The sequence below is a fragment of the Bdellovibrio sp. CKG001 genome (assembly GCF_055397465.1).
In genome coordinates this window covers 3450646-3476838 of sequence record NZ_AP029173.1, presented here as the reverse complement: position 1 = coordinate 3476838, position 26193 = coordinate 3450646, and the positions used below count along the sequence as shown (strand labels likewise).

Genomic DNA, 26193 nt, shown 5'->3' with positions numbered 1-26193 from the left:
CAAAAGTTGCGGCCAAAAATTAGATAAAAATTATGGGGACAGAAAATAAATAGATTTCCTCTATCGATCATTAGGGAGAATCAATTTTACATTCTATAGAGGTTTGCAAACACTAGAGAGGCCAAACAACCGATTTTATAATCACAAAGGAGAACATCAGTGTTGCAAAAACCGCTTATGGGCGCCGCTCTTATCGCACTCAGCCTTCACGCTGGGTCTGCATTTGCAGCGTCCTCAGATAAAAATGTCAATGTTCAGCAAGCTCCAACCAATAAGTTCTGGTGGCCTGAGCGTCTGGATCTGGCTCCTCTTCGTCAACACTCCGTTGAATCTGACCCAATGGGGAAGGGCTTTGATTATGCAAAAGAGTTTAATAAATTAAACCTGGAAGAAGTAAAGAAGGACATCGCTAAAGTCCTGACGACGTCTCAGGATTGGTGGCCGGCAGACTATGGTCACTATGGCCCGTTCTTCATTCGTATGGCGTGGCACAGCGCCGGCACTTACAGAGTGGGTGACGGTCGCGGTGGCGCAGGAAGTGGTCAGCAGCGTTTTGAGCCGCTGAACAGTTGGCCTGACAACGTGAATTTGGACAAAGCCCGCCGTCTGCTGTGGCCGGTAAAACAAAAATACGGCAAAAGTCTTTCCTGGGCGGATCTGATGATTCTCACGGGCAACGTGTCTTTAGAATCCATGGGTTTCAAAACCATCGGTTTTGCCGGCGGTCGTGAAGATCAGTGGGAACCGGATGTTGTTTTCTGGGGAGCTGAGAAGAAGTGGATGGGCGATGAACGTCGCAATAAAGAAGGCCGTTTGGACAAGTCGCCAGTGGCGGCGGTGCAGATGGGTCTGATTTACGTGAATCCTGAAGGCCCGAATGGCAATCCGGATCCGATCGCGGCAGCCAAGGACATTCGTGACTCCTTCGGCCGAATGGCGATGGATGATGAAGAGATCGTGGCTTTGATCGCTGGCGGCCACTCTTTCGGTAAGGCGCATGGCGCTCACAGACCGGACAAGTGTGTGGGGGCAGAGCCATCAGCAGCGCCGTTGGAAGAGCAGGGCCTGGGTTGGAAAAACAAATGTGGTACAGGCAGCGGTAAAGACACCGTGAGCAGTGGTCTGGAGGGGGCGTGGACTCCGACGCCGACTCAATTCTCAATGATGTATCTTGCGAACCTCTTCCAGTTTGACTGGGTGAAGACCAAGAGCCCGGCGGGTGCGACGCAGTGGATTCCGAAGGGGGGCGCGGCTGCCAATCAGGTGCCTGATGCTCATGATCCGAATAAACGTCATGCACCGATTATGTTTACGACGGATCTTTCGTTGAAAGAAGATCCTGCCTTCAACAAGATTTCCAAAAAATTCCTGGATAATCCCAAAGAGTTCGAAGCCGCATTTGCGCGAGCGTGGTTCAAGCTGACTCACAGAGACATGGGCCCGCGTGCGCGCTATCAAGGGAAGGATATTCCTAAGGAGATCTTCAAGTGGCAGGATCCAATTCCTGCTGTCAATCATAAGCTTGTGAGTGGCGCTGAGGTGGCACACCTTAAAAAGTTGATCGCAAGTTCGGGTCTTAGCAATTCAGATCTCATCCGCACGGCGTGGGCTTCAGCGGCCTTCTATCGTGGGACGGACAAACGTGGTGGCGCCAATGGAGCGCGCATCATGCTGGCTCCGGCGAAAGACTGGAAAGTGAATGATTCGCAAGAGATCTCTAAAGTCATCGCGGAGCTTCAGGAAATTCAAAAAGGCTTTAACAAGGGCAGCAGAAAAATTTCAATGGCGGATTTGATCGTGCTTGGTGGAGCCGTCGGTGTTGAAAACGCAGCCAAGGCGGGCGGCTATAAGGTGACTGTGCCATTCAAGCCAGGCCGCATGGATGCCACTCAGGAGCAGACAGACGTGGAATCCTTCAGCGTTCTGGAGCCGAAAGCTGATGCTTTCCGTAACTACTACGGCGAAGGAAACTATCTTTCTCCGGCAGAGGCTTTGGTGGATCGTGCGAATATGCTGACCTTGACGGTTCCAGAAATGACGGTGCTGTTGGGAGGTCTGCGTGTTCTGGATGTTAACTCGGGCCATTCAAGACACGGGGTATTTACTCAGAAGCCGGGTGCCTTGAGCGCGGACTTTTTTGTGAACCTGCTGGATATGTCGACGAAGTGGCAAAAATCTTCTGAAGACGGTCTTTATGAAGGTCGCGACAGAAAGACGGATGCTGTGAAGTGGACGGCCACACCGGTGGATCTGATCTTTGGATCTCACTCTGAGCTGCGCTCAATCGCTGAGGTGTATGCTTCCGCCGATAGTAAAGAGAAGTTTGCCAATGACTTCGTTAAGGCCTGGGACAAGGTCATGATGTTGGACCGTTTTGATCTGAAATAAATGGTTTTGAGCCGGGCCTCTTCTTGGGAGGCCCGGCTTTCTTCGCAAGGTGTGTAAAAATTTTCTGACGAAATGTTACACAACGCGCAATATATGTTCGATCCCTGTAATCTTTCTGCTAGATAGCTGACCCATCAAAAAGACGAATTTTGCCTCGCTAATGGCAATAATTTCAGATGGGGAGATTTCATGAATCGTATGATGGCTATTTTCGGCCTGCTTTTGGTTGCCACCTTGGCCTCTTTCAATGCTTTTGCGCAATCTCGCTCCGAGCTGGAGCGCCGACTGATGGTTGAGGATTCATACGAGGCTCCTCGCGGTCGTCTGTTCAATGAACAAGCCTATCTTCGCGGCGAAACATACCTGAGCCAGTACACCAATGTGATTGTTATCAACAAGGCGGCGAAAGGGCCTCAGGCGCAGACGTTGCGTCTTTATACAAACCGCCAGCTTCAGCTTTCCACTTATGTTTCCACAGGCCGTGAGGATTTGGAATACATCAGCAAGGTTCGTGGTGTTGTGAACAAGATCTTCAAAGGCACCACGTCTTCTCACTGGAGACACACAACCCGCGGATTCTATGCAATCAAACGCGTTCACGGTTACAACTACCGTTCTGGTGAATCCAAGTTCCAGATGCCTTATGCGATGTTCTTCAATGAAACTCGTGGTTTGGCGATCCATCAGGTGCCGCCGGATCTTTCTGGTGGTGAGGCGGCAGGCGAGGCAATGCTGGGGAAGCGGGCTTCTTCTGGTTGCGTGCGTGTTCACAAGGCTCAGATCCAAACAATCCACCGTGCGGTCACTGCCGCGGGCAAGGGTTCTGTGCCAGTTCTGGATACCCGCACGGGTCAGCCTAAACGTGATGAATACGGCAAAGTTCGCTATGAACAGGGCTACGAAACAATCGTGATTGTTGAGGAATACTAGTATCACGCCACAGGGGAGCGTGGCTTGACCTGCTCCCTAAACGGACATAAAAAGGCTGGGTTATCCCGGCCTTTTTTGTTTTTAGGAGCTTTCCATGAACCTGATTGAAATCGTCAATGTGCCCGATGAAAAACGTGATCACCAATGGGAGATTGATTTCTTCATGTCCGTCACTCAGGGCAACATCAAGCTTTTGGTGGAAACTCCTCAGCAGGGGCCGGATGGCTGGCCTTATCTTTTGGTCGAAACCGGTGAAGACGCCACAGAGCCTGCGAACAAAGTCATGCAGTGGGCAGCGATGAAAGGTGTGGGTTTGGTTGTCAATCCACGCAAATCCTATCCGGATTATGTTTTTACTTACGGCATGCTTTGGAACTTCAAGGAAACCGGTCGTTTCTATCAAGAGGCGGCACAGGCTTCGGTGGGCAGCGTGGAAATGGAAAAAGGTCAGGGCTTGCACGCGGGGCCGCCTTCTCCACAGTATCTTCCGCAGTATGTTCGTAATATTTTAAAAGAATTCTTCCGTGATCAGGGCGTTCTTCGTCCACGCATTCTGGTGATGAGCCCGGATCGTAAGCACTATGATCTGGCATTTTCTTTGGAATCTTTGGGGAATCCTCCAACCAAAGAACATCAGGGCATTGCTGAGGCTCTGAGCTGGTTCCTGCCTCCGCATTATTCTGTGGTGCTGGTCTCTGAAATCGGTCTTCCGACTTTCACGGATCTTTAGTCTTTAGAACTCTTCAGAACGATACCAACAGGCCGGGCGCTCTTTTAACAGAGCGCTGGCGCGGAACGTATCCAGGCGGCATTGGGGACTGGGATAGTCTAACAAGGTTGTCTGGACGATGTCGGTTTCGGCTTTCTCCAGACTGGGAGAGGGATCGTTGTTCGGCAGAACTGTCCACTGCAGCTTTGCTGTGATCAACCCGGCCAGCAGAGCCCGAGGACATATCTGCGGGTTTTGAGCCATGCAAGTCTGCTCCAGCAACATTTCATCTTTGTTTGCGACCTGTTGTGGTGATGAGCTTAGTTGTTGCGCTATTTGATTGAAGCACCCTTGAACAGAGTAATAGTCCGCAGCCCCTTCAGCGGAGGCCCAGCTGACATTGCCATGGATGTCGGGGAAATAGGGGGCGCCACCTTTGTGATGACCGACTTCGTGGCAGATCATCAACGTCAAACTGTCCAAGGTCATCGAAGGATGTCGAGCCAAACCGCCATAGATCACCACCAAGCGGATGTCACTAAAACGAAGAGCTTGGGCATTGACAGTGTTGTTGGCCCAACTGCCTTCGAAAATAAGGTCGGAATAATTTTGTGCAAACAGATCCAATAGCTGATGGAACTGGATTTCAGAGATTTCTTCTTGGGAAGAAGCCTTTTCACTCAAAGCCGCAGCTGGCAGCAAAGCCGGGCACAACGAGTGCCTGAAGGCGATGTGAGCGGGCCACAAAATGGTGAGAATAAGAAGGGCCAAAGAAATCTTCATGGGCCGGGATAGTAAACAAAACTCTTGCGGATCGACTATTCAAATGGTGTCTGGCTGAAAATATTGCAGGATTCTTGAGTCTTCGAAAAAGAGTCGCGGGATCTTCGGATCCCGCGACAAGTGGTTTTGGCAGTGATTTAATCCAGCTCGCCCGGACGAGGCAGAAGGTCCATCAGACATTCGCGCCAGTACTCTGGAGCTTCCTCTGAATAGTCAATCGCGACATGGAAGCCTTTTTTACCCAGAAGCTGCGTGCGTGTGATCACACCCGAGATTTCCAGATTCATTTCTTCCAGGTGCATAAAGACCCGGTCGCCAATCAGGCAATCCAGATTCAGATTCTTGCGAAGAGCTGAAGGAATCAGGTCTTCGCGTTTAATCAGAAGCAAAAGTCCCGTTGAAGAAGCTTCGATGATCTCACTGTTCTTTGCGATTTTGGCAAAGTCATCCAGTGATGTGAGATACGAAATATGAATGGGAGAGACTTCGGTCCTTGGAGCCACTCTGCGGTTGTATTTTGTACTTCCCATCTTTCACCTACCTTGAAACAAACTACATTAGTGTCGGTTATAAGACTCTTCGGCAGGACTCGACCAAAGTTAAGAGGGAATTACAAAAAAGCAGAAGCTCCACTGTGAAATTTGTCTGACAACTCCGCGTCCTTCAGAGGAGGATTTAAACTCTGTGGCGTTCGTAAGAGTGAATGTCTCAGTCTGAGAATCAATATTTTGCCAGTCCCCTATAGAAATCCGCGAAACCACCGACGGTTGCTCGAAGGTTTTAAGCGCTTTAAAACACGCCTCTTTTGCGCACCACAAGGCAGCCGCACTGGGGCTTTGACGGAGTTCTTCGTCGGAAGATACGCGTGCCACGACCTTCTCCTGTACGCGGGAGGTGATTTCTAAGTCCACCCCAATCGGAAACTCGCACAGAGCAAACATGCCCAGGTCGTGGGTGTGAGAGACGGAGTGATACAGTGTTTTTCCTTGAGTGCGTTTTTGGATTTCCGCACGCAAGAGATCCCGGTGGTTGGGATTGTGACTGCCCCAATCCGGATGCGCAAAAATCTGTAAGCTGGGGCAGTGAAGGATCTTTTGGAAGGACTCAATTGTGCTTTCAGAGATAATCATCGGCAGTGAGTCCTTGGGGTGAAAATTAAACAGTGAATTCCGCGGGCCAAGTCACGGGCTTGCCGCTGGTGATATCCATCATGCGATCCAAAGACACTTTGGCCTTCAGGCGCAGGGATTCATCAAGACCCACTTGAGGTTTGGAGGTCTCAAGCGCGTACTTGATCTTTTCCATGGAGTTCATCTTCATGTAAGGGCAGTTGTTGCAAGAGCAACCTGAATCCAAAACAGGAGCTTGGATCAGTTCCACATCCGGACGCAGCTTTTGCATCTGGTGGAAGATCCCGGTCTCGGTAGCTACGATGAACTTCTTCGCCGGATTCTTTTGAACTTCTTCCAGCAAGCGGGACGTGGAGCCGATGACAGAAGCATATTGCAATACGGATTCATCACACTCAGGGTGCGCAATCACGACCGCATCTGGGTGCTGGGCAATGAGCTCATACAATTTCTTGGCGTTGAACAGCACGTGCACTTCGCAAGCTCCCGGCCACAACACGAATTCGCGATTGAGTTTTTTAGAAAGCCAACGACCCAGGTGCTGATCCGGCCCAAACAAGATCTTACGATCTTTGGGAATGGATTCGACGATCTGTTGAGCGTTGGAAGAAGTGATGATCACATCAGAGATGGATTTCACTTCCGCGCTGGAATTGATGTAAGTCACCGCAATCCCATCGGGATGCTGACGGCGCCAAGCCAGGTACTTGTCGTAAGGAGCCCCTTTGACCAAAGAACAACTGGCCTCCATATCCGGAACCAGAACTGTTTTGGTAGGGTTGAGGATCTTCACACTTTCAGCCATGAAGACAACGCCGGCCAACAAAATGGTGTCCTGTTGGACCTGTTGGCCCATCTTGGCCAGATAGAAGCTGTCACCGACATAGTCCGCGATGTCTTGAATATCACCCTCTTCATAGTAGTGAGCCAGAATAACCGCGTTTTTCTCTTTTTTAAGTCGCTGAATATCAGCAGCAATATCATAAGCCATAATCAACCTCGGGCCTTATTGTAACCCAGATGAACACAGAAAAAGCTCATATAGCACGACAGGCACAAAAAGCAACCCCACAAAGGTCCCGGCATGACCCCCGCCAGACGTAGTTAGAGCAAATAGCTGGGATGGCTTAAAACAAGTTTTGCCCAAGTTCCACAGCAGCCAATCCCAAAGGGATGGCGTCCGCGAGGACTGTCCGAAGGGCAAAGCTTGTTTTAAGCCAGCCCCGCGGTCTTGTTCTAAAGAGTCGTTCCGCCTTTGAGGACGTTGATAATGGATTTGGAGACAGTTTTCAGGGATTCGAAGACGCCACGGCCTTCAGAGGCGCAGCCTTCGATTTCAGGAGCATTATAAGGGTTCAGAGCACTTCTTAGCTCTGCCAAGGATGCGACATTCGGCAGATCACGCTTGTTGTATTGCATGATCAAAGGAATCTCACGGATGTCATAGCCTTGTTGTTCCAAGTTTCTCTCAAGATTGCGCAGGGATTCCAGGTTTTCATCCATACGTTCGATTTGAGAGTCCGCCACGAAGATCACGCCATCCAAACCCTTTAGGATCAGCTTGCGGGAAGCATCATAAACCACCTGACCAGGAACAGTGTAAAGGTGGAAGCGGGTTTTAAAGCCACGAATGTCGCCGACGTTCAAAGGCAGGAAGTCAAAGAACAAGGTGCGCTCAATATCCGTGTTCAATGCCACGAGCTTGGATTTTTGATCCTCGGCCGTTTTTTGATAAACCCACTGAATGTTCGTGGTTTTACCGCCCAGGGAAGGGCCGTAATACACGACTTTGCAGTGAATCTCTTTGGCATTGTAGTTAATAAAGGACATTACAGCTCCACTCTGTTTTGCAGGGCACGACCCATAGTTCTATCATCTATGAAATCGATGTCGCTGCCAATAGGAACTCCATGGGCAATGCGAGAAAGTTTCAAACCTTTGCCTTGCAGCTGCTTTGCCAGGTACAAAATCGTGGTATCGCCCTCAAGATCGGCATCCAATGCGAGGATGACTTCTTTGATAACCGGACCGGTGCCGTTCAAACCATCATCAACACGGTCGATCAGCTCTTTGATTTTCAATTCTTTAGGACCGATGCCTTCCAGCGGGGAAATGGCCCCGTGCAAGACATGGTAGCGACCCCGGAACGCGCCGGAAGATTCAATACGCATGATGTCCGCCGGCTCCTCCACCACGCAGATGGATTCGTCCGAACGGTGCGCATCTTCGCAGTAGCGGCAGATGTCCGTGTCCGTGTAGTTAAAGCAGCGAGGGCAGTCATGCACCTCGGCCTTCACACGCAAAAGTGCCTCGCTCAAACGCTCTGGGTATTCGTTCCCCGTGCGTAAGATGAAATAAGCCAGACGTTGAGCAGTCTTGGGCCCGATACCAGGCAGACGGCTCAACTCGTGGACTAATTTTTCAAGGGCAGAGATATGTAACACTCGCTACTCCAGCTTCGGACACCTGTCGGTGCCCTCAGCACTGTGGCCACAGGCCTAGAACATTCCTGGGATATTCAAACCGCCAGTGATTTTTTCCATTTCTTTTGCGGAAGTATCACGAGCTGTTTTAACGGCTTCGTTGACTGCAGACAGGATCATGTCCTGAAGCATTTCCACGTCGCCGGCTTTCAAAACTTCAGCATCGATGTTCAAAGAAGTGATCATGTGGTTGCCGTTCACTTTTACTTTTACAGCGCCACCGCCAGAAGTTGCTTCGTATTCAGCCTTGGCAAGATCATCCTGGGCTTTTTTCATCTTCATTTGCATTTGGTTGGCTTGTTTCATCAACTGAGCCATTCCGCCGGGCATACCCTTCATAGAATTCTCCTTTTTAGTGGCCGCGTTTATTTAGTTCAACGATGGACTTGATCTGTCCCTTGAACACGGTCTGTGCAGCCTTGACCATGGGGTTTTCGTTGATCTTGTTGCGAAGCTCTTCCTCGGCCAACTGCACTTTTTTCTGCTGGATGGCCTGGGCGGATTCTCCGACCTGATCACGACTCATTAATACCTCAAAAGAATACCCAGCACCCCAGTATGAATCAATAAATCCCTGTAGTTTTTTGCGCACTTGGGCGTCGGCCATTTGGTCTTTCAGGAAGGCCAATTTCACAGGAACGCCAAGGCTGATCAGCTTTCCTTCTTCTTTCACAAAAAGAAGATTTTCGACTTTGGCAGCGAACAAAGCATCGTCCTGGCGAAGCAGTTCCACAAAGTTCACCCAGCGTTCTGTGGCAGAAGACCCTGTGGCCAACTTCGGTTTTTCCGCAACTGGCGCGGCTTGGGGGGCTGGGGCAGGTGCCGGAGCACTGAGCGCTGTTGCCGAGGTGGTGGCAGCAGGCTTTTGTGTCGACAGGGATGATACCGCAGGCTTGGCTTTGTTCAAAGCCGCCTTCATGGCCTCCAGTCCTTTGGGACCGTCTAAAACTTTTTGAGCTTCTTCAATGCGATCGTGACCTTTGACTGTGGGGGCTACCGGCGGAACGTAAGGCCGGGCACCACCTGCGCTTTGAGGGGTTGCAGCTCCACCTTGCAACAACGTCTTCAGGTCCACAAGTTTGGGAGCTGAAGCCATACGAAGCAAAGTCACTTCCAGAACAATACGAGGATCTTGGGCGCGCGGGATGTCGTTGCCACCCTTTAAAGCCATGTCGAAAAGCATGTGAATGTCTTCCTCAGGAAGACGGCTTGCCATTTCGCTGAGAGCTTGAAGCTCAGAATCAGGCATTTCCAGAATCTGAGACGCTTGGGCTTCGGACACTTTGATCAAAAGCAGATTGCGAATCATTTCCAGAAGATCTTGCGAGAACAAATGAGGCTCAAAGCCCGCGGCTGCGATCTTTTCAATCACTTTCAAAATCGCCTGAGAATTGCGATCAATCAAAGCGTTCAGAGTTTCAAACAGCAACGCACGGTCTGTCAGGCCCAGGATTTCCACAACACTAGCACGAGTCAGCGGACCATTGGCAAAGGTGATCACCTGATCCAGCAAACTTTGCGAGTCACGCATGGACCCGTCACCTTGACGAGCCACCACCCACAGGGCTTCATCCTCCGCCGTCACACCTTCGCGATCACAGATCAGCTTCAGGCGCTCAGTGATAGAGCGGGTGGAAATACGACGGAAATCAAAACGCTGACAGCGGGACAAGATCGTTTGCGGGATCTTGTGCACCTCGGTTGTCGCCATGATGAAAACCACATGCGAAGGCGGCTCTTCCAAAGTCTTCAACAGGGCGTTGAAGGCGCTGGTGGAAAGCATGTGCACTTCGTCGATGATATAGATTTTGTATTTACCACTGGAGGGCATAAACGCCACAGTGTCGCGAAGTTCACGGATTGCATCCACGCCGTTGTTGGAGGCTCCGTCGATTTCGATCACGTCAATGCTGGAACCGCCGGCGATTTCTTTGCAGGAATCACATTCGTTACACGGAACAAAGTTTTGAGCATTGGGGCAGCGAAGAGCTTTGGCAAGAATACGAGCCGAGGAAGTTTTACCTGTTCCGCGCGGGCCTGTGAAAAGCAGAGCATGCGGAAGACGACCGTTTTTTAAAGCATTGGAAAGTGTTTGGGTAATATGATTTTGCCCGACAACGTCGGTAAATGATTGGGGACGCCATTTGCGTGCAATCACCTGATAAGACAAAACCCACCCCTGATAGTTCGTTTCTCGGTTCGTGCGAAAGATAAAAAAGTGGCCGAGCACCCCATATCACATAGTCCCTCGAGTGCCGTTGCTTCCTTCCGGACCTAGCGGGATTCGTCAAGAGAGCTATTGTATGGGACCCGGCCACCGCTGGATGTAACCCATTGGAGAGGGGATTACATTCGATAACTGGGTGCGGCATAGAAGTAAGTTTGGGGGCAGCTCCCGCTCCGTGGGACACGCCTTCCGGGCTCTGCCAGCGCCGGGGCCCTTGGCCCCGGTTCGGGCCGTCCGGGCCCCGCTGGAGGTCCCACTCCGGGGATCTGCCCCCAAATTTACTTCTATGCCGACGTTATCTCTGGTTTTGGCCATGGAATTTGGGGGCGGTGGTGTTTTTTGGCAGGCTGGCCCCTTTGGGGCGCCGCTGGGTGGGGGGGAGTTTTGTGGGGGGGTGGGTCGTGGCTTGCTGTTTAGTTGGGGGTGGGGGAGCATTTAGGAATGTGAGGTGATTCGTATGTTGAAGATGGTATTGGTTTCTTGTTTGCTGGGTTCTTTTGCTTTTGCTCAGACCATGGGGGTGAAAGACATTCCTGCGGATGGAGAGACGACGATTGAAATTACAAAAGGCTCCAAAGCTAAAAATGAATATGAAGTTGTCACCAGTGAAGATGAGATCGAAGGGGATGCGGCTCCGCTTTTGAAAGATGCTCGTTTGAATTGGAAGAAGGCCTGTGCTGATTGGAAGGCTGAAACCAAAGAGCTTAATAAAGAAAACCAGGTTCTGACCCTGAACTGTGGGAAGATGACGTGCGCCACAGTTTCTATGGAGTCCACGTGCCGATCTCAAAGTAAAGTGAAGATCAAGACGCGTATCAAGTAGTAGAAATTTCCAGCTATTTCTAAAGAGGCTCAATCTTTTTATAGTTTAGCAGGACATTTCCGCTTCTCATGGTTTTTGCCGAAACCAGCTTCAAACGGAGTGGGCGAGTCAATCTCTGGAACATGGTTGTGCCCTCGCCCAGTGCCAACGGATTTAACAAAATGGAGTAGTCATCAATCAGATTTGCCTCGGCCAGTTGAGCGACGATTTGACCACTTCCCAGAATGGTCATGTCGGTCCCGTCTTCGGCCTTGAGTCGCTTGATTTCTGCCAGCAGATCCCCGTTTAGCAGAGTTGTGTTTTCCCACGTGGCTTCACGCAGGGTCTTTGAAAATACGATTTTCTTCGAGCTGTTCATTCCCTGGGTGGTCAAGGGGTCGTCTTTCCACGCGTCCTTAGAGGTCCAATAGCTCTGCATCATCTCGTAGGTTTTTCTGCCGAAGACCAGGGTGTTGCCGCTGTTGGATTTTTCGTCGGACAGACCCTGTTCATCTTCGCCGAAGTTGTGCCAGCTGATATCTTCGTTAGGCCCTTTGAAGTATCCATCCAAAGTGATCAGATTAAAAACGCTCAGCTTCGCCATTGGTCTTGCCTCTTTCTGAGTAATCTCGTTTTCTTTCTGACGAATGTACCTTGAAAAGCGGGGTTTACCAAAACATCACTCGTTTTAGCCTGTCCTTTGTTCCGGATCTTGCCCAGTCCTGTAGATGAAAAAAATGTAAGCAATGTAGTCTAACACTCGCCTGCCAATCGGCAGTGAAGGGGTTCAGATGACATTGAAACAAAATACCGTCGCCTTGGTTCTTGCTCTGGGAGTGGGTTTGCTGGGATGCCAAGGGGGAGCCAACGACTACGTTGAGTCGTCTTCCATGCAAAACGAAAATCAAAATCTGACAGATACAACCGACACAGCTATGACAGACGGTGAGGATATCGCTGATCATGTTCATGATGATTTCGGCATCTCAGAAGAAATTCAGGCGCTGGGATGTGTGAAGGCGTCCTCTTCGCAGAAAACACAGGTCAATCTGGGGCTCTCCAAAAAAGAAGAGTTTTTGCAGAAGTGCTCAAAGGAAACCAACGGTTCCTTCTGGTGTGATCAGGTGGTTCGTCCGAATCCGAAAAGTGTGAACACCTTCCGCTGCACCTATGGCTCCAGTCAGGTGCATAATCTGATTCATCCCGACGAAAGCACCTGGAAGTATCCGATTGCGGGAGTGCGTATCTTGCAGGATCTTTCCGCCAAGGGAATTAAGATCAGTCAGATCTATAATTGGTGGAGACCTGAACCTTATAATAAAAACGTGGGCGGGGCCGCTGGTCGACATCCTTATGGAACATCCATCGACGTCAGATTTGCCAGCAACAGCGAAGCGGACCGCGCCTTTAAAGAACTTTGCAAAATGCGCAAGGCCAAACGTCTCAGAGCCATCGGTCATTATGGCAGCGCCTCTTTGCATATCGGTGTGGGCGATAAAACAGCCAACACCTGGGGCAAAAGTTGTGGATCTTGAATTTAAAGAATTTGGCACGTAAAGGAATAAAAAAAAGAGGAGCCTTCACGGGCTCCTCTTTTAGTTTTTTCTTTCAGCCTACGGCTTACATGGAAAGAGCTTTTTTCAAGTTCTCATCCAACTTCGCCAGGAACGGCTCAGTGTTCATGTACTTGTCAGCTGGAACCTTGTCGCCATAGATGCAAACCGCAAGGTCTTTGGTCATGAAACCAGCTTCAACTGTTTCAACGCAGACTTTTTCCAAAGTCTGAGCGAACTTCACAAGCTCCTGGTTGTTATCCAGGTTACCACGGTGCTCAAGACCGCGAGTCCATGCAAAGATGGAAGCGATTGGATTCGTGGAAGTTGGCTTGCCTTGCTGGTGCTGACGGTAGTGACGAGTCACTGTGCCGTGAGCGGCTTCAGATTCCATTGTCTTACCGTCTGGAGTGACCAGTACGGAAGTCATCAGACCCAAAGAGCCGAAACCTTGAGCTACTGTATCGGACTGAACGTCGCCGTCGTAGTTCTTACATGCCCATACGAAGTTACCGTTCCATTTCAACGCGGAAGCAACCATGTCGTCGATCAGACGGTGTTCGTAAGTGATACCAGCAGCATCGAACTTCGCTTTGAATTCTTTTTGATAGATGTCTTCGAAGATGTCTTTGAAGCGACCATCGTATTTTTTCAGGATCGTGTTCTTAGTGGAAAGGTACAACGGCCATTTCTTAGTCAACGCCTGGTTGAAGCAAGAACGTGCGAAGCCAGTGATGGATTCGTCGGTGTTGTACATGGTCAAAGCGACGCCATCACCTTTGAAGTTGTAAACTTCGTGAGTGATTGGTGCGCTGCCATCTTCCGGTTGGAAGGTGACTGTCAGCTTGCCTTTGCCTTTGGTTACGAAATCAGTTGCACGGTATTGGTCACCGAAAGCGTGACGGCCGATGCAGATTGGTGCTGTCCAGTTAGGAACCAGACGAGGAACGTTTTTGCAGATGATAGGTTCGCGGAACACAGTACCGTCAAGGATGTTACGGATAGTGCCGTTCGGGGACTTCCACATTTGTTTCAGGTTGAATTCTTTTACGCGAGCTTCGTCCGGAGTGATCGTCGCGCATTTGATACCCACGTTGTACTTTTTGATCGCTTCTGCAGCGTCAACAGTCACTTGGTCGTTGGTAGCATCACGGTGCTCCATGCCCAAGTCATAGTACTTAATGTCGATATCAAGATATGGAAGGATCAATTGTTGTTTGATGAATTTCCAGATGATTCTTGTCATTTCGTCGCCGTCGAGCTCAACGACGGGATTGGCAACTTTGATTTTTTTCATAAGTCGTGTCCTTTGTGATGGGATTGTAAAAGCGCCCTGAAAATATAGAATGGTGCCGCCTGTAAGACAAAGGAAAACAGGGCATCAAAGCCTTTAGTTGTGCGTTTCATAGCTGGAAAAAGGCCTTCCTTGGGTGATCACAAAATAATTAGTAATCAGAATGAGACGATAAAAATCGATATATAAACCATTGATATTAAATGACAATCTAAAAACGAAACTTAAAAAGTGATCACAACTGTGAACTTTTTCTGAAGAATCCCGATAAATCAACTATCCTGATTTCAGATAGCAGTTCGATGCCGATTCAGCCCGAAGATTCAGCCAGACAGGATGTCGAATTATTAACAGGGAGGGAATATGAATAGCAAGGTTGTAAAGTCAGTGATCGCAGGTTTCGCCGCAGTGAGTATGGGATGTTCGCAGGCGCCGTCCTCATCGGGGACTGTGGCGACGTCTTTGACGATGACGGGTTCGTCCCAAGCATCGACTTTGGCGAAATATAAACTTCAGCACCCATGGCTCAGTTTGTTGATGCCGCAGGCTTCGGCTCTGCCAGCACCAGCGATGACGGATGCTTCGGGGGCCAATGTCTCGCTCACCAAGGCCTGGGTGGTGGTGAAGGAGATTGAACTTGAGATGGAAGAATCAGATGCCGTCGGTGAAGTGGATGAGGATGGTGTTGAGTTCCAGGGGCCATTCGTTGTGGATTTGCTTTCTCCAACTCCGACCTCTTTTGGGGTGGCGGAAGTGCCAGCGGGTGTTTATCGTCGCATCAAGATGAAGCTTGAAAAGGATGCGGCTCTGCCTGCCGAAGCGCCGATGGGGCTGGCTGGAAACAGCATCTACTTCGAAGCCACTGTGGCGGGGAATCAGATTTCTTACTCTGCAGATGATGGAACAGAATTTAAAATCAGCGGGGCCGGTGGAATCAACTTGGGGGAATCCTCCAATGTGCTGATGGCGATTAAACTGGCGGATCTCTTTAAGATGATCGATTTGTCCGGTGTGACTTCGAATGTCGCTATCACGTCAGCGAATCGAGTTGCGGGAGTCAATCAGTGTCCTTTGATTGATCCATCAGCCAACGATCTTTACACTTGCTTCAGAAAAGGTCTTGAGCAGGCAGCAAAACTTGGCAAAGACGATGACGGCGACTGTGAAATCGAAGAACATGAAGACGAAGTAGAAGACTAATGCAGGGGAAAGTTTTATGGCAACGGTAGTTAAGAGACCCCTTATACAGGAATATCACGACTACCTGGAATTCTTAAAAGACTGGGTTGAATATCTCAAGGATCGGGAAAAGGGATTCAGTCTAAGACAGGTGGCAAAGGAGGCCGGGATGGCCTCCGGCTACCTTCCTATGTGCTTTGCCCGAAAGCGCAAGTTAAGTCGGCGGGCTCTTGCGAAGTTGAAGCCCCACTTGAAGATGACTCCGAAGGAAGAAAGATACCTGGACTTGTTGCAGGTGATTGCCGAATCGGAGGACCCTAAAGAGCGGGTCCAGGCCCTGACCGGGTTGCAGAAACTCCGAGACTACAAAGAGTCCAACCGTCACGAACTTGAGGTTCATCAGTATTTAAGCAAGTGGTACTTTGTTGCGATCCGGGAATTGGTGAATCTTCCGGAATTTTCAGCGGATCCGGTTTGGATTCAGCAAAAGCTCCGGGGTCGAGTTTCTCAGAAAGAAGTCGAAGATGCCTTGGATTTCCTTCTGAAGTTTGGCTTCGTGGATAAGGATTCTGACGGGAAGTACAAAGTGATTCAAAAGCAACTGGACTGTCACGAGGGTGTCTTCAAGATTTCTCTGGGTGAATTTCACCGCCAGATGCTGGATTGGGCCAAGACCTCGATTGAAGAGGTTCCGCGGGCCGAGCGTCTTCTTCTGGGGCATACCGCTGCATTGACGAAAGGTCAGTTTGAAGCGGTCCAGACGATCCTGCGCGATGCCTTGGCGTCGTTGGAAAAGGTGGACGCCGCAGATGCAGATCCCACCGGGGAGGTATACCACATTGAGCTGGCAGCCTTCCCTCTGACAAAAAAAGTCGCTGAAGACGACGAAGTTATGGGAGAATAGATTTTATGAGAATGCGTTTGGCCATGGGTCTTATGACTATCACGATCATCTCTGCTTGTCAGAAAAGCAGTGACGGTGGGACCAGCACCGGGAACCCTATGATCAGCTTTAAGATGACGGCGTCGTCTTCGCCGGCAAATTCGATTGCATCTTACGTCTCGCGTTTTCCTTGGTTGAATCTTCTGCTGCGTCCGGCGCTGGCTTTGCCGCCTCCGCCTGCAATGACGGACGCCAATGGAGTGACAGTGACGCTGGATCATGCGTGGATCACTGTGAAAGAGATCGAGTTCAAGGCCACGGAAGTTGCCGATCAGGATGAAGTCGATGGTCAGGATGTCAGTTTTGAAGGTCCCTTTGTGGTGGATCTGCTTTCATCGCAGCCGGATTCGCTGGGACAGGCTCGAATTGCGACCTCGCTGGTTCGTCGTGTGAAGATGCAGTTGCATAACACCGACACACTTCCGGCCGGTGCGCCGGCACAAATGCTGGATAAAAGCATTTACTGGAGTGGAGCGGTCGGCGGACATTCCCTGGTGATCACAAGTCGGGAAGGCTATGAATTTGAACTCGGTGGACAGAACGGCGTTGGAATCTCTGAAAGCGCCAATATATTGATGAGTATTCAAGTGGCCAGTCTTTTCAAGAAAATCAATCTTTCGGCGGTGACGTCGGATGTTGTGATTGATGAACAGAACCGTCTGCCCGCGGTGAATCCGTGTCCGCTGATTGATGCCTCAGCGTCAGATATCTACACCTGCTTCACCAAAGGGCTGGAAACCGAGTCCAACCTTGGAGTGGATGCGGATGACGATGATGAGCTGAGTGGCGATGATGACACCGTCAAGTAGTCACCGGGCTATTTAAGAACGGCTTGTTCTAGAAAAGAAAGATGGCTGTCGATAGCGTCATTGACAGCCGACGTTGAATCCAGGCTTTGAAACTGTCCATCTATCAGCAAAGTGGCAAATCCGTGAATTCCTGACCAGACAGACCTTGCGGTGATTGTGGGGTCTGCCTTTCTGAAAACTGACTGTTTGATCCCGTCTTTCAAGGTCTCCTCAAGGGTGGCAAATGCCTTTGCCCCCGCAGCTTCAAGTTCCGGTCTGAGATCCGGGCTGCAGCGAAGTTCCTGATGGAACATGCAGCGATAGTGTCCTTGATTCTTTTCGGCAAACTCAATATAGGCTTTCCCCAGTGCCTTCAGGCGTTGTCGGGGTGACCTCAGCGGACTCAGGGCTTCGGTGAAGCTCTGGTTCATAGCCAGAAACCCCTCTTCAGCAATGTGACTTAAAAGATCTGTTTTTGAGGCGAAGTGGCGATAGACGGCCGTGTGACTCACTTTAAGGCTTTGGGCGACTTCGCGCAAAGTGAAGTCTGCTTCGCCCTTTTTCTGAATGATTTCAACGGTTCTTTTAATGGCGGCTTTTTTAAGGTCGCCGTGATGGTACGTCTTTGCCATGAAAAAAAGACTAGCAGGTTTTTTCTATGTTTACAATGGTCACATTAATGTTAACATTGTAAACATGAGAAAGCTAAATCCGTTCTATCGTCTTCTTTTGATTTTCACCCTGTTGGCCGTGGCCGCAAAGTTTGGCGGTGCTCTTACGCAGTGGAAGGATGTTCCGCTGTGGATCATGATTCAGGTCTTTTTTTTGGCGGGGGTCAGTCACTTTACGTCCTTACGCCATGAATTCGTGAAAATGATCCCTCCGAAAATCCCAGCCAAGATGTTTTTGGTTTACTTAACAGGGGCCTTGGAGCTGCTGGGCGCCTGGGACTTAATGAATCCTGAAAACAGAGCCATCACAGGATGGGCTTTGATTGCGCTGTTGGTGTTAATGTTCCCAGCCAACTACTACGCCGCTAAAAGCAACATTCACTTCCGAGGTGCCAAACCATTGTCAGTCCTGCAGCGGGGGGCGGTGCAGATTCTCTTTATTGTCGCTTTGTATGTGGGAGCCATCTTATGAAAAAGATCCTGGTGATAAATGGACATCCTAACAATACATCGCTGTGCTCTTCCTTGGCGCAGCAATACGCAAAAGGAGCCACAGAGTCCGGTTTTGAAGTTCGTCTGGTGCAGCTCTCGGATTTGAAGTTCGATCCTGTTTTACATAAAGGCTACTTAAAGATTCAGGACCTGGAGCCTGACCTGGTTCAGGCGCAGAAGGATCTTTTATGGGCGGAACATCTTGTGATCGTGCATCCAATCTGGTGGGGCTCGGTGCCAGCCTTATTAAAAGGCTTCTTGGATCGTGTTCTTTTGCCGGGTTTTGCTTTTAAGTATCACAAGGACAGCCCATGGTGGGACCGGTTGTTGAAGGGACGAACGGGAAGACTGATTGTGACGACGGATGCGCCATCATGGTGGAACAAGTTTGTCCTGCGCGATCCCGTGATCCGCATGATGAAGAACTCGGTTCTGGAATTCTGCGGTATCAAACCTGTCAAGGTCACGCAGTTAGATCGAATCAAAGATCGTCCTAAAGATGTGATCGAGTCCTATCTTAAGAAAGTTTATGAACTGGGTAAAAGGGGAGCCTAAGCTCCCCCTTGCGATTATCGCTGCAAGATCGTTGGATTTTGCAGGCGGGCTTCCAGTTGCTGAAGTTGTACTTCCAGAACTTCATGATTCCGTTCCGGAGCTGAATAGCGTACCAATTTCGGTCCTCTCAATGTAGCAGACGCTAACGCAAGCATGATCCTCGTGCTCTTATAAGCAAGATACAGAAGGAAGCTTGTAAGTTGACCGGCCTTTTTTACGCTTTCAATAGACACATCAGTTGAGGTTTCAACGAGTTTCAATAAGTACCGCTCGTTTTGGAATTCCCATTGTTTTTTTCTACGCAATAGTGCGTTCATAGCTTCCTCCTCAGGATTGATAATGCTTGCGGCAGCTCTGTGCAAAAGGCCGTTTTGACAGATAGATGCGCAAGGGTTGTTTGAAAGTTCAGCTATGACACCACTTCAGAATCAAAGTACGGACACAGGTGTTGGGGACCTCATTCAGTACAATGAGACCAAAGCGTCGCCAGAGCTAAAATTAAATTTTGGGTTAAGATCTAAAGACGAAAAGTGACTAACACTTTACGTGCTTAGAGATGCAGTTCAATTGTCGTGGGATTGAATCTGTGACCTATGAATGAATGTCAGAGGCCACGTCCACGTTAGTAGATCCGCAAATATTTATATTTTGAATCATCATAATAATCATGATGGCCTCCTTTCATTAGAGATAATTCCAATATCGAGGATTGTTCAAAAAAAGTAAACTGATTTTTTTGAAATCCTTTGTGGAGGCCAGTTCCAAGATGGAACCTTGATTCTGTGATGGTGAAAATTTAGTTCTTTTTTGTCAGAACTTCGATGAGCTGTTTGAAGTACGCAGGCATTTCCGAGCGGGGATACCATGCCAAAGCGACAGAGTAATCCAAATGCAATTCATCGGCGAGATAACAAAGGCTGCCATCTTTGATAAACGGGCGAGCAAACTCTTCTGTCAGAGACGAATAGCCCAGCCCCTGTTGCAACATGTAGGTGAGCGCATCGATATTGTTGGCATAGTGGCGCAGCTTCTGCGCTTTTCCTGCCAGTTTATATTTCTTCAGCAGATCCAGCGTGACGGTGTCTTGAGGGTCGAAATCAATAATGGGTTCGTTTGCAAGAATGTCGTCGAGCTTTCGTTTTTTCCACGCCGAGGGTCCGACCAGGTAATATCGCTCTGGCGCCATCACCTTGGAATCCAGCTCCAGCCCCACTTGATTTGCGGGCAGGGCGCCGATTTGCGCGAAGCCGGTTTTTAGTTTTCCCAAAACACTGTCGGTGTCGGTGATATCAAAGCGCACGCGCAGCTTGGGATTTTTTTTAACGACGGTGCTGACTTTGGGGATGATGCGCGAGCGCATCAGGGTGGAGGTGCCGCTGAGGCAGACCTCAAAGAAGGCCGACTCTTTTTTTCCGGAAATTTTAGACAGGGTGTCCCCTTCGAGATCGCGGGCCGCCTGGACATAGCGCAGAAGGGATTCCCCTTCCTGGGTCAGACGCATGCCTTTACGGGAGCGGGTGAACAGCGTCACACCCAGTTGCTTTTCCAAGCTCCGGATACGTTGGGTCACCCCTGTCTGGGTGAGATTTACTATTTTAGCAGCTTCCAGGACCGTGCCTTTTTGAACAACGGCCCAGAAAGCTTCAAGGGAAGGGCTTAGTAAACTCATTAATAATGATAATAAAGTGATATATATGAATTATACAAATACTTTCTTTGAAAATAATTTCGCCTCCAACAACGTAGGAGGTTGTGATGAAACTAAAATCTTGGATTGTTCTTTTCGGTGTAACTCTTTCGGCGATGACAGCTCAGGCAGACTGCCTTCCGGATCGCGCCAGCTCTTATCAGTGTTATTTTCCTCAAGAGATCACGTGCTCTTTGAACGGCGATCCCGTCACAGCTGCGGGTCAAAAAGTTCTGAAGCTGAAGTATGACAACCATGGCAAGGTTCAATACAGCTATTCAGTCTGGGTGCCGGGCAAGTGCCCAAGCCGAAACTGCGGTTCGGATGTGGAATATACTTATGAAGGATCCAGTGAAGAGGCCGGTAAGACGGGCAGTGTAAAAAACTACAATGATCAACAACTGGTCGCGAGCCTCGCAGGCGCCAATGGGCTGGAGTTTATGATGATCCTGAATCACTCTATTCCAGCAGGATTGAAAGCCCGAGTTCCCATGAAACTGCAGGTCATGCAGGTGAAGGGCATGTATGTCACCGGAAACGGTACTGATTGGTATTGCCAGTAGCAGGTGGATACTTGGGGCTTCTGGGTCGCGGTTTTAAGGGTCCTTTTGACAAAAGCATCAGAAAACCGTCAACTGTTCTAGGGGACAAAGCGCTGTGGTTGCGATTATATTGTCCCCGGACCTGAGGTCCGCTGAAGGAGATCTAATGAAAACGCTGGCTCTTGGAATTTTGAGTGTCCTGTCCCTGGGAATGTCGGCACAGGCGCGCTCGAATTGTGAAGTCAGCGGATTGGTGGATCGTCTGACCTGTCCTTATTTGGTAAAGGAAATTGCGGGGCCTCACCTCACCCGTCAGGTCAAGTACTCCTTACCGAAAGGGCGTGCTCCCAAGGCGGGTTGGCCGACAGTTGTCTTGTATCAGGGAAGTCTGTTTCCGGTGGAGTTTTCCAGAAGCAGTCTGATGATCGCAGGCGGATACAATGAGATCCGCCTGATTCAGTCTTTGTTGGATCACGGTTTTGCGGTGATTGCACCACCGGCCATCGAAGGCATTGCATGGATGACCAATATTGTGGGTGTTGATTACAACACTTCTGAAGATTTCTTCTTCGTTTCAGAGCTTTTAAAAGCCATGGCGAATGGGGAGTTTGGGAAGTTGAACATGGCGCAGTTGTATGCCACAGGCATCTCCAGCGGTGGATATCATTCCAGTCGCATGGCCGTGGCCTTCCCGGGAGTGTTTAAAGCTCTGGCGGTGCATTCGGCTTCCTATGCCACTTGCGGTGGCCCGATGTGTTTTGTGCCTGAAGCGATGCCGGAAAATCATCCGCCAACGATCTTCCTGCACGGCCGTCTGGATCCTGTGGTTCCTGTGCGCACGATGTATCCTTATTATGAAAGTCTGCAGGCGCAGGGAATTGAGACAGCTGCATTTGTCAGCCCTTGGGCTCGGCATGAGTGGTTGGAAGAAGCCCCAGATCTGATTACAGATTGGTTTTTAAAGCACCCCTAAATAAATTCAACATATTCATTTCACATAGAACCGAAGGAAACCCCTTCGGTTTTTTGTTTTCTTTCAGTCACTTTTGCCAGTCAGGTGTAAGGTTGCAGATCAGACAAAAAATCGCAGACGTAAAAAAATCTTCAGTTCAACCTAGGCTTCCAAAATCAAACCAACAAGACTAGGAGGTCTTTCATGAAAGCAGCAAAATTATTTGCAGGTATCGTGTTCTTTGCATCCACCTATGCGATGGCATATCCGATGGTGGGGGATAAAGTGGAATGGACCGGCACTGTGGTTGGCACCGACGGCACTTCAACCGAAATAAAAGGTTCCAAAGAGGTGCTCAGTCAGGATCCGACCACGATGAAGTGGCTGGTGAAATCCTGGATGCAGATGGGTAAATGGGAACGCTGTGAAACCAAGGAAATGAAGAACCTTTACACGCCCGAGAAGTGGCAAAAGATCATGACCAACTGTGTGGTTCATGGAGGTGTGATGGAAGAAGTTACGGTTCCGGCTGGAACTTACAACACATGCAAAATGACGAAGACCTGGGAGAGCGGTCACCATGAAGGTGATACAGTGACCATGTGGTGGGGTGATGTTCCGTTTGGCCTTGTAAAAGTGATCAAGACCGACGGAGATTCTGGAAAAGTAAAAACCATGGAACTCAACATGGTGACTTTGGGCCAGTAAGGCGCTTATCACAGCACTGATTTCCTCAAGGGCCGCAGCAGCGGCCCTTGTTTTGTAACAAGAGGCTTATGAAAGTGAAGGTCATCAAGTCAGACTTCTCTAGAATGAAAATTGATTCAACGGACCCTCACAACAAGGAGTCAGGTATGAGAGACGAATTGCAAACTGCTCGCCGAAACTTCCCGCGGGCTGAATATCAACTTGTAAAAGACAGCTTTCCAGAAACTCTTCACCATCTGTCGGAAGCCCGATTGAATGCGCACATTGCCCGGTGTGAACGTTTGATCGCCAGCTACAAAGTTCGACTTAAGGATAAAGAAAGTTTGGCGCATGTTTGGCGTGGTTCAGCCAAAATAAGCAGTGGACGCTTAATCCGCTATCGTATGAATCATCTCGGTATCAGTCTCAAAAAATTTAAAGCCGAACTCAAAAAAAGCGCTTCTGCGACATCGGCTCGTAAACCCAAAGTCTCCGGTTCTTCTGCAAAATCCAAACGAGCTGGAGTATCGAAAATGTCTTCCGCACATGGCGGCACTCGACGTATTTCTGCCACTCGCGCTTCCACCAAAACAAAACGTCAGCCGAAGTATCCTGATTTGCCAGAGTCAGGAACTGAAGAAGTTTCACACACCTTGACGTTGCAGCCGAAAATGCGACTTTCCCGTCGCGGCGGCAAAACAAGTTCGACGCAGTTTCGGGAAGCTCAGCGCAGGGAAAGTGGACCTTCCAACCAAGTTAATCCGTCTTCGCGAACGCGCTAAAATAAAAGACCCGCTTGTTTGTCAGCGGGTCTTTCTTTATCCGATTTTCCAGGCGATTTTTTCCAAGGCTTCAACTTCTTCAGCCCAATAGGTGTATTTGTTAAATTCCGGGAACAGGCGGGGGAAACTCGGGTCTTCCCAGCGTTTGGCAATCCATCCGGCATAAGACACAATTCGCAGGCCTCGCAACATCGGAATCCACGACCACTGATGATCCGGGAACTCGCGCAGTTCTTCGTAGCCTTGGATGATCTGCATTTTTTCTTCATCCAAACTGTCTTCGTCGCCAGACAATAACATCCAGAAATCCTGAATCACCGGACCATTGACGAAATCGTCAAAGTCCACCAGGAAGAATTCTTGACCGTTATTCAGCAAATTCCCCTTGTGACAGTCCCCGTGGATACGGATGAACTCTGACGGATCAAAGTTGTCATCAATAGCATACAGAATGTCTTCGGCGGCGATATTGTAGCGCTGGCGCAGTTCCGGGGTGATCCAGTCTTGCAGGAAATCCAAAGTGTCCCAGCCACCATAGTAGCTGGTATCCAGAACCGGGCGGTGTGGAGCTGCTTTCTTCGCGCCGACATTGTGAACTTGCGCCATCAGCCGGCCCACTTTGTGAAGTTCGCCTTGTAGGAACTCTTGCGGCATGCGGCCCAGAACTTTCGGGAAGAAGGCGACGTACATTCCATCGACTTCCAACAAGGTGGAATCATGGCCTTGCAGCAAAGGGGCGACGGCGGGAATGCCTTCGGCCTTCAGGGACAGCAAAAACTCATGCTCCTCCAGGATGGCTTCTTTGCTCCAGCGGTTGGGGCGATAAAATTTGGCGATGACGTTTTTATTCAAAGCCCCGGGCGTGCAGGGCTCTTCCAGCTTGATGTCAAAAACGCGGTTTTCATAGGAATTTAGCTGCGTAAACTCGCCCGTTGGATAAAGGCCAGCATGTTCTGTCGCCAGAAGCACTTTTTCAGGGTCTAAACTATAGAAAGAAGAGCTTTTATCCATTATCTGATCTTGCCACTTTTTAAGGCTTAAGTCATTCTCTGACTGATGAGCGGCAAAGAAACCTTTATCTTCGCAAAATGGCCCGTAGAGGTGCATCGACGGAATTTTCGTCGCTCGGTTTCTATTTATCTGTACCCCAATAAACCGATCAAGGTCGTGGCGGCAAAAAGCACCAGTCAGAAAATCATTACCGATTTTTTGATGGCGAAAAAAGACTGGATCGAAAAAACATTCGTGAAATTTTCCGAGATCGCTGAAAAGTTCCCGGAAAAGCGCATCAGGGCTTACGAGAATTTTCCGTTTAAAGGGACCGAGCGAAAGCTCAAAGTGGTGATCACCCTGCACAAAAAAACTTTTGTCTCGATCACCGATGAACATCTGCTTTTACATATCCCACGCAATGACTGGAGCGCAGATTCCCTGATCGAAGAGCATCCCACAGCCCTGAAGGAAATTCGTCATTTCTATAAGCGCGAAGCGGTGGACTTTTTAAGTCAGCGTGTGGCCTATTGGTCCGAGCAGATGAACCTGCGCCCGTCACAGGTTAAATTCCGTGAACAAAAGACCCGCTGGGGCAGTTGTTCCTCGAAAAAGATCATCAACCTGAACTGGCGTCTGATCGTCTTTGCCGAAGAGGTGATTGATTATGTGATTGTTCATGAGCTGGCGCATTTGCAGCACATGAACCATTCAGATCGTTTTTGGGGTCTGGTCGAAAAGTATGTCGCTAATTACAAGGACATCGTCAGAACCATGAGGGAATCCCAGTATCTGGTGGAATTCCTCTCTGAAAAATCCTAATAAAGTCCGTTTTGAGTCTTTTGACGCATCAGTTGCAGGGCCAGCAAGGTGCCGACGTAGCCCACACACGCACCAAAGATGATATCGCTGACAAAGTGGTCATGCACCACCACGCGGGTTAAGCAAACCAGCATCGCAAACGGAATCCAGAACCAGCGAAAGCGCGGGAAGGCGACACTCATCATCGTTGCCACTGTGAAGATCACCTGGGAATGGCCGGAAGAAAACGAATGCCAGTGCCAGTGCGTCGTAAACGGAGTGAAGATGTGCGGATCAAAATCCGGTGTTTTGTGAGGCCTCTGACGGCCGGCGGTGAACTTAATAATATGCGTGATCACGCCCGCCACCAATAAAGACACCAGAAGATTCAAACCCCAGCGACGATAGTAGTCGACGCGGGACAGGTGGGATTTCAAAGCGCCAACGTGCGGGGCGACCCATTTGCAGAAGGCCCAGATGATCAAGGCGGCTGCAAAATAGTATTCAGACAATGCCACGTCCGTCAGGATGCGTGCGGGTTTTCTCCACAATGCTGTGACTTCTTTTTCAGCGAAATACAGGGATACTTGCTGGTCCACGAAGTACATCGCCAGCAGGGCCAGCACGAAGCTGACAAGAATAACTTTCAATAGATGTTGGGTCAGTTTTTTAGGGTCGCTCAAAAGCTCGCCGAATTGTTGTACAGGCATGTAATTCCTTCCAAGGCTCAGTCTAAAACCTAACTGTATTGAAATACAAGGCCTGCTGAGGGGTGACGAAATCTGGCCCAGGCCTTGCTTAAGGACCTTTGCGAATTGGTTTATT

At 49.6% G+C, this 26193-nt stretch carries 30 protein-coding genes and 1 other RNA gene; 15 read left to right on the top strand and 16 right to left on the bottom strand.

The window, feature by feature from the left end; genetic code table 11:
• The first annotated feature begins 177 nt into the window (after window positions 1–177).
• The 3 genes from katG (at window position 178) to ACZ50P_RS16405 (ending at window position 4048) form a co-directional block, all read left to right on the top strand.
• A complete protein-coding gene (gene katG, locus ACZ50P_RS16415; RefSeq protein ID WP_464135226.1) occupies window positions 178–2388 on the top strand; it encodes a catalase/peroxidase HPI in 2211 nt (736 codons plus the stop codon).
• Between the two features lie 189 nt (window positions 2389–2577).
• Window positions 2578–3318: a L,D-transpeptidase gene (locus ACZ50P_RS16410; RefSeq protein WP_464132421.1), complete on the top strand. Its 741-nt coding sequence runs from the start codon at window positions 2578–2580 to the stop codon at window positions 3316–3318.
• 94 nt (window positions 3319–3412) lie between these two features.
• Window positions 3413–4048 (top strand): hypothetical protein, encoded by a 636-nt coding sequence (locus ACZ50P_RS16405; protein WP_464132419.1) that lies wholly within the window; start codon window positions 3413–3415, stop codon window positions 4046–4048.
• 3 nt (window positions 4049–4051) lie between these two features.
• Here ACZ50P_RS16405 and ACZ50P_RS16400 read toward each other — a convergent pair whose 3' ends face one another.
• The 9 genes from ACZ50P_RS16400 to ffs form a co-directional block, all read right to left on the bottom strand.
• A complete protein-coding gene (locus tag ACZ50P_RS16400; RefSeq protein WP_464132417.1) occupies window positions 4052–4798 on the bottom strand; it encodes a P-loop NTPase family protein in 747 nt (248 codons plus the stop codon).
• 149 nt (window positions 4799–4947) lie between these two features.
• On the bottom strand, window positions 4948–5340 hold the full coding sequence (locus tag ACZ50P_RS16395; RefSeq protein ID WP_347358502.1) for a hypothetical protein: 393 nt from the start codon (window positions 5338–5340) through the stop codon (window positions 4948–4950).
• A gap of 69 nt (window positions 5341–5409) precedes the next feature.
• Window positions 5410–5940, bottom strand: a complete 531-nt coding sequence (locus ACZ50P_RS16390) for a 4'-phosphopantetheinyl transferase family protein (RefSeq protein ID WP_464132415.1) — start codon at window positions 5938–5940, stop codon at window positions 5410–5412.
• Between the two features lie 25 nt (window positions 5941–5965).
• Window positions 5966–6931, bottom strand: coding sequence for a quinolinate synthase NadA (gene nadA, locus ACZ50P_RS16385; RefSeq protein WP_464118847.1), 966 nt, complete (start codon window positions 6929–6931; stop codon window positions 5966–5968).
• Window positions 6932–7176: 245 nt separating this feature from the next.
• Complete coding sequence (mglA, locus tag ACZ50P_RS16380; RefSeq protein ID WP_011166041.1) at window positions 7177–7770, bottom strand: GTPase MglA; 594 nt, start codon at window positions 7768–7770, stop codon at window positions 7177–7179.
• Window positions 7770–8384: a recombination mediator RecR gene (gene recR, locus ACZ50P_RS16375; RefSeq protein ID WP_464118846.1), complete on the bottom strand. Its 615-nt coding sequence runs from the start codon at window positions 8382–8384 to the stop codon at window positions 7770–7772. The genes mglA and recR overlap by 1 nt, the downstream gene beginning before the upstream one ends.
• A 54-nt stretch (window positions 8385–8438) precedes the next feature.
• Window positions 8439–8762 carry a YbaB/EbfC family nucleoid-associated protein gene (locus ACZ50P_RS16370; RefSeq protein ID WP_464118845.1) on the bottom strand — a complete coding sequence of 108 codons (324 nt, stop codon included), beginning with the start codon at window positions 8760–8762 and terminating at the stop codon, window positions 8439–8441.
• 13 nt (window positions 8763–8775) lie between these two features.
• Window positions 8776–10593: a DNA polymerase III subunit gamma/tau gene (gene dnaX, locus ACZ50P_RS16365; RefSeq protein ID WP_464132413.1), complete on the bottom strand. Its 1818-nt coding sequence runs from the start codon at window positions 10591–10593 to the stop codon at window positions 8776–8778.
• Between the two features lie 47 nt (window positions 10594–10640).
• Window positions 10641–10739: signal recognition particle sRNA small type (ffs, locus tag ACZ50P_RS16360), an RNA gene on the bottom strand.
• 368 nt (window positions 10740–11107) lie between these two features.
• Here ffs and ACZ50P_RS16355 point away from each other — a divergent pair.
• Window positions 11108–11473 (top strand): hypothetical protein, encoded by a 366-nt coding sequence (locus tag ACZ50P_RS16355; protein WP_464118843.1) that lies wholly within the window; start codon window positions 11108–11110, stop codon window positions 11471–11473.
• Between the two features lie 19 nt (window positions 11474–11492).
• Here ACZ50P_RS16355 and ACZ50P_RS16350 read toward each other — a convergent pair whose 3' ends face one another.
• Window positions 11493–12056, bottom strand: coding sequence for a dihydrofolate reductase family protein (locus ACZ50P_RS16350; protein WP_464132411.1), 564 nt, complete (start codon window positions 12054–12056; stop codon window positions 11493–11495).
• Window positions 12057–12243: 187 nt separating this feature from the next.
• On the opposite strand from ACZ50P_RS16350, the gene ACZ50P_RS16345 reads away from it, so the two are divergent.
• The gene (locus ACZ50P_RS16345) at window positions 12244–12987 is read left to right on the top strand and encodes a hypothetical protein (protein WP_464132409.1); all 744 of its coding nucleotides are present in this window, start codon (window positions 12244–12246) and stop codon (window positions 12985–12987) included.
• Window positions 12988–13072: 85 nt separating this feature from the next.
• Here ACZ50P_RS16345 and ACZ50P_RS16340 read toward each other — a convergent pair whose 3' ends face one another.
• Window positions 13073–14302, bottom strand: coding sequence for an NADP-dependent isocitrate dehydrogenase (locus ACZ50P_RS16340; RefSeq protein WP_464132407.1), 1230 nt, complete (start codon window positions 14300–14302; stop codon window positions 13073–13075).
• A gap of 360 nt (window positions 14303–14662) precedes the next feature.
• Here ACZ50P_RS16340 and ACZ50P_RS16335 point away from each other — a divergent pair, with 360 nt between their 5' ends.
• Genes ACZ50P_RS16335 through ACZ50P_RS16325 form a run of 3 tightly spaced genes read left to right on the top strand, consistent with a single transcriptional unit; the run spans window position 14663 to window position 17230 of the window.
• Complete coding sequence (locus tag ACZ50P_RS16335; RefSeq protein WP_464132405.1) at window positions 14663–15499, top strand: DUF4382 domain-containing protein; 837 nt, start codon at window positions 14663–14665, stop codon at window positions 15497–15499.
• A gap of 16 nt (window positions 15500–15515) precedes the next feature.
• Complete coding sequence (locus ACZ50P_RS16330; RefSeq protein WP_464132403.1) at window positions 15516–16382, top strand: DUF4423 domain-containing protein; 867 nt, start codon at window positions 15516–15518, stop codon at window positions 16380–16382.
• 5 nt (window positions 16383–16387) lie between these two features.
• Window positions 16388–17230 carry a hypothetical protein gene (locus tag ACZ50P_RS16325; protein ID WP_464132401.1) on the top strand — a complete coding sequence of 281 codons (843 nt, stop codon included), beginning with the start codon at window positions 16388–16390 and terminating at the stop codon, window positions 17228–17230.
• Between the two features lie 8 nt (window positions 17231–17238).
• Here ACZ50P_RS16325 and ACZ50P_RS16320 read toward each other — a convergent pair whose 3' ends face one another.
• A complete protein-coding gene (locus ACZ50P_RS16320) occupies window positions 17239–17841 on the bottom strand; it encodes a TetR/AcrR family transcriptional regulator (protein WP_464132399.1) in 603 nt (200 codons plus the stop codon).
• On the opposite strand from ACZ50P_RS16320, the gene ACZ50P_RS16315 reads away from it, so the two are divergent.
• Both ACZ50P_RS16315 and ACZ50P_RS16310 read left to right on the top strand, forming a co-directional pair.
• The gene (locus ACZ50P_RS16315) at window positions 17840–18352 is read left to right on the top strand and encodes a DoxX family protein (RefSeq protein WP_464132397.1); all 513 of its coding nucleotides are present in this window, start codon (window positions 17840–17842) and stop codon (window positions 18350–18352) included. The two genes, ACZ50P_RS16320 and ACZ50P_RS16315, sit on opposite strands and share 2 nt — an antisense overlap.
• On the top strand, window positions 18349–18927 hold the full coding sequence (locus tag ACZ50P_RS16310; protein ID WP_464132395.1) for an NAD(P)H-dependent oxidoreductase: 579 nt from the start codon (window positions 18349–18351) through the stop codon (window positions 18925–18927). The genes ACZ50P_RS16315 and ACZ50P_RS16310 overlap by 4 nt, the downstream gene beginning before the upstream one ends.
• Before the next feature lie 14 nt (window positions 18928–18941).
• On the opposite strand, the gene ACZ50P_RS16305 is transcribed toward ACZ50P_RS16310, so the two are convergent.
• Together ACZ50P_RS16305 and ACZ50P_RS16300 are read right to left on the bottom strand one after the other, a co-directional pair.
• Entirely contained in the window at window positions 18942–19244 is a 303-nt protein-coding gene (locus ACZ50P_RS16305) for a hypothetical protein (protein WP_464118836.1), read from the bottom strand.
• Window positions 19245–19723: 479 nt separating this feature from the next.
• On the bottom strand, window positions 19724–20596 hold the full coding sequence (locus ACZ50P_RS16300) for a LysR family transcriptional regulator (RefSeq protein ID WP_464132393.1): 873 nt from the start codon (window positions 20594–20596) through the stop codon (window positions 19724–19726).
• 86 nt (window positions 20597–20682) lie between these two features.
• Here ACZ50P_RS16300 and ACZ50P_RS16295 point away from each other — a divergent pair, with 86 nt between their 5' ends.
• The 4 genes from ACZ50P_RS16295 to ACZ50P_RS16280 all read left to right on the top strand — a co-directional run bounded on the left by ACZ50P_RS16295 (window position 20683) and on the right by ACZ50P_RS16280 (window position 23577).
• Window positions 20683–21177 carry a hypothetical protein gene (locus ACZ50P_RS16295; RefSeq protein ID WP_464132392.1) on the top strand — a complete coding sequence of 165 codons (495 nt, stop codon included), beginning with the start codon at window positions 20683–20685 and terminating at the stop codon, window positions 21175–21177.
• Window positions 21178–21322: 145 nt separating this feature from the next.
• Window positions 21323–22129 (top strand): extracellular medium-chain-length polyhydroxyalkanoate depolymerase, encoded by an 807-nt coding sequence (locus ACZ50P_RS16290; protein ID WP_464132390.1) that lies wholly within the window; start codon window positions 21323–21325, stop codon window positions 22127–22129.
• 183 nt (window positions 22130–22312) lie between these two features.
• Entirely contained in the window at window positions 22313–22816 is a 504-nt protein-coding gene (locus ACZ50P_RS16285; RefSeq protein WP_464132388.1) for a hypothetical protein, read from the top strand.
• Window positions 22817–22962: 146 nt separating this feature from the next.
• Window positions 22963–23577 carry a hypothetical protein gene (locus ACZ50P_RS16280; protein WP_464132386.1) on the top strand — a complete coding sequence of 205 codons (615 nt, stop codon included), beginning with the start codon at window positions 22963–22965 and terminating at the stop codon, window positions 23575–23577.
• A gap of 36 nt (window positions 23578–23613) precedes the next feature.
• Here the strand turns inward: ACZ50P_RS16280 and ACZ50P_RS16275 are convergent, their stop codons facing one another.
• Window positions 23614–24588 (bottom strand): serine/threonine protein kinase, encoded by a 975-nt coding sequence (locus ACZ50P_RS16275; RefSeq protein ID WP_464132384.1) that lies wholly within the window; start codon window positions 24586–24588, stop codon window positions 23614–23616.
• 45 nt (window positions 24589–24633) lie between these two features.
• On the opposite strand from ACZ50P_RS16275, the gene ACZ50P_RS16270 reads away from it, so the two are divergent.
• Complete coding sequence (locus ACZ50P_RS16270; protein WP_464132382.1) at window positions 24634–25389, top strand: M48 family metallopeptidase; 756 nt, start codon at window positions 24634–24636, stop codon at window positions 25387–25389.
• Here the strand turns inward: ACZ50P_RS16270 and ACZ50P_RS16265 are convergent.
• Window positions 25386–26078, bottom strand: coding sequence for a phosphatase PAP2 family protein (locus ACZ50P_RS16265; protein WP_464132380.1), 693 nt, complete (start codon window positions 26076–26078; stop codon window positions 25386–25388). The two genes, ACZ50P_RS16270 and ACZ50P_RS16265, sit on opposite strands and share 4 nt — an antisense overlap.
• Window positions 26079–26193 lie beyond the last annotated feature (115 nt).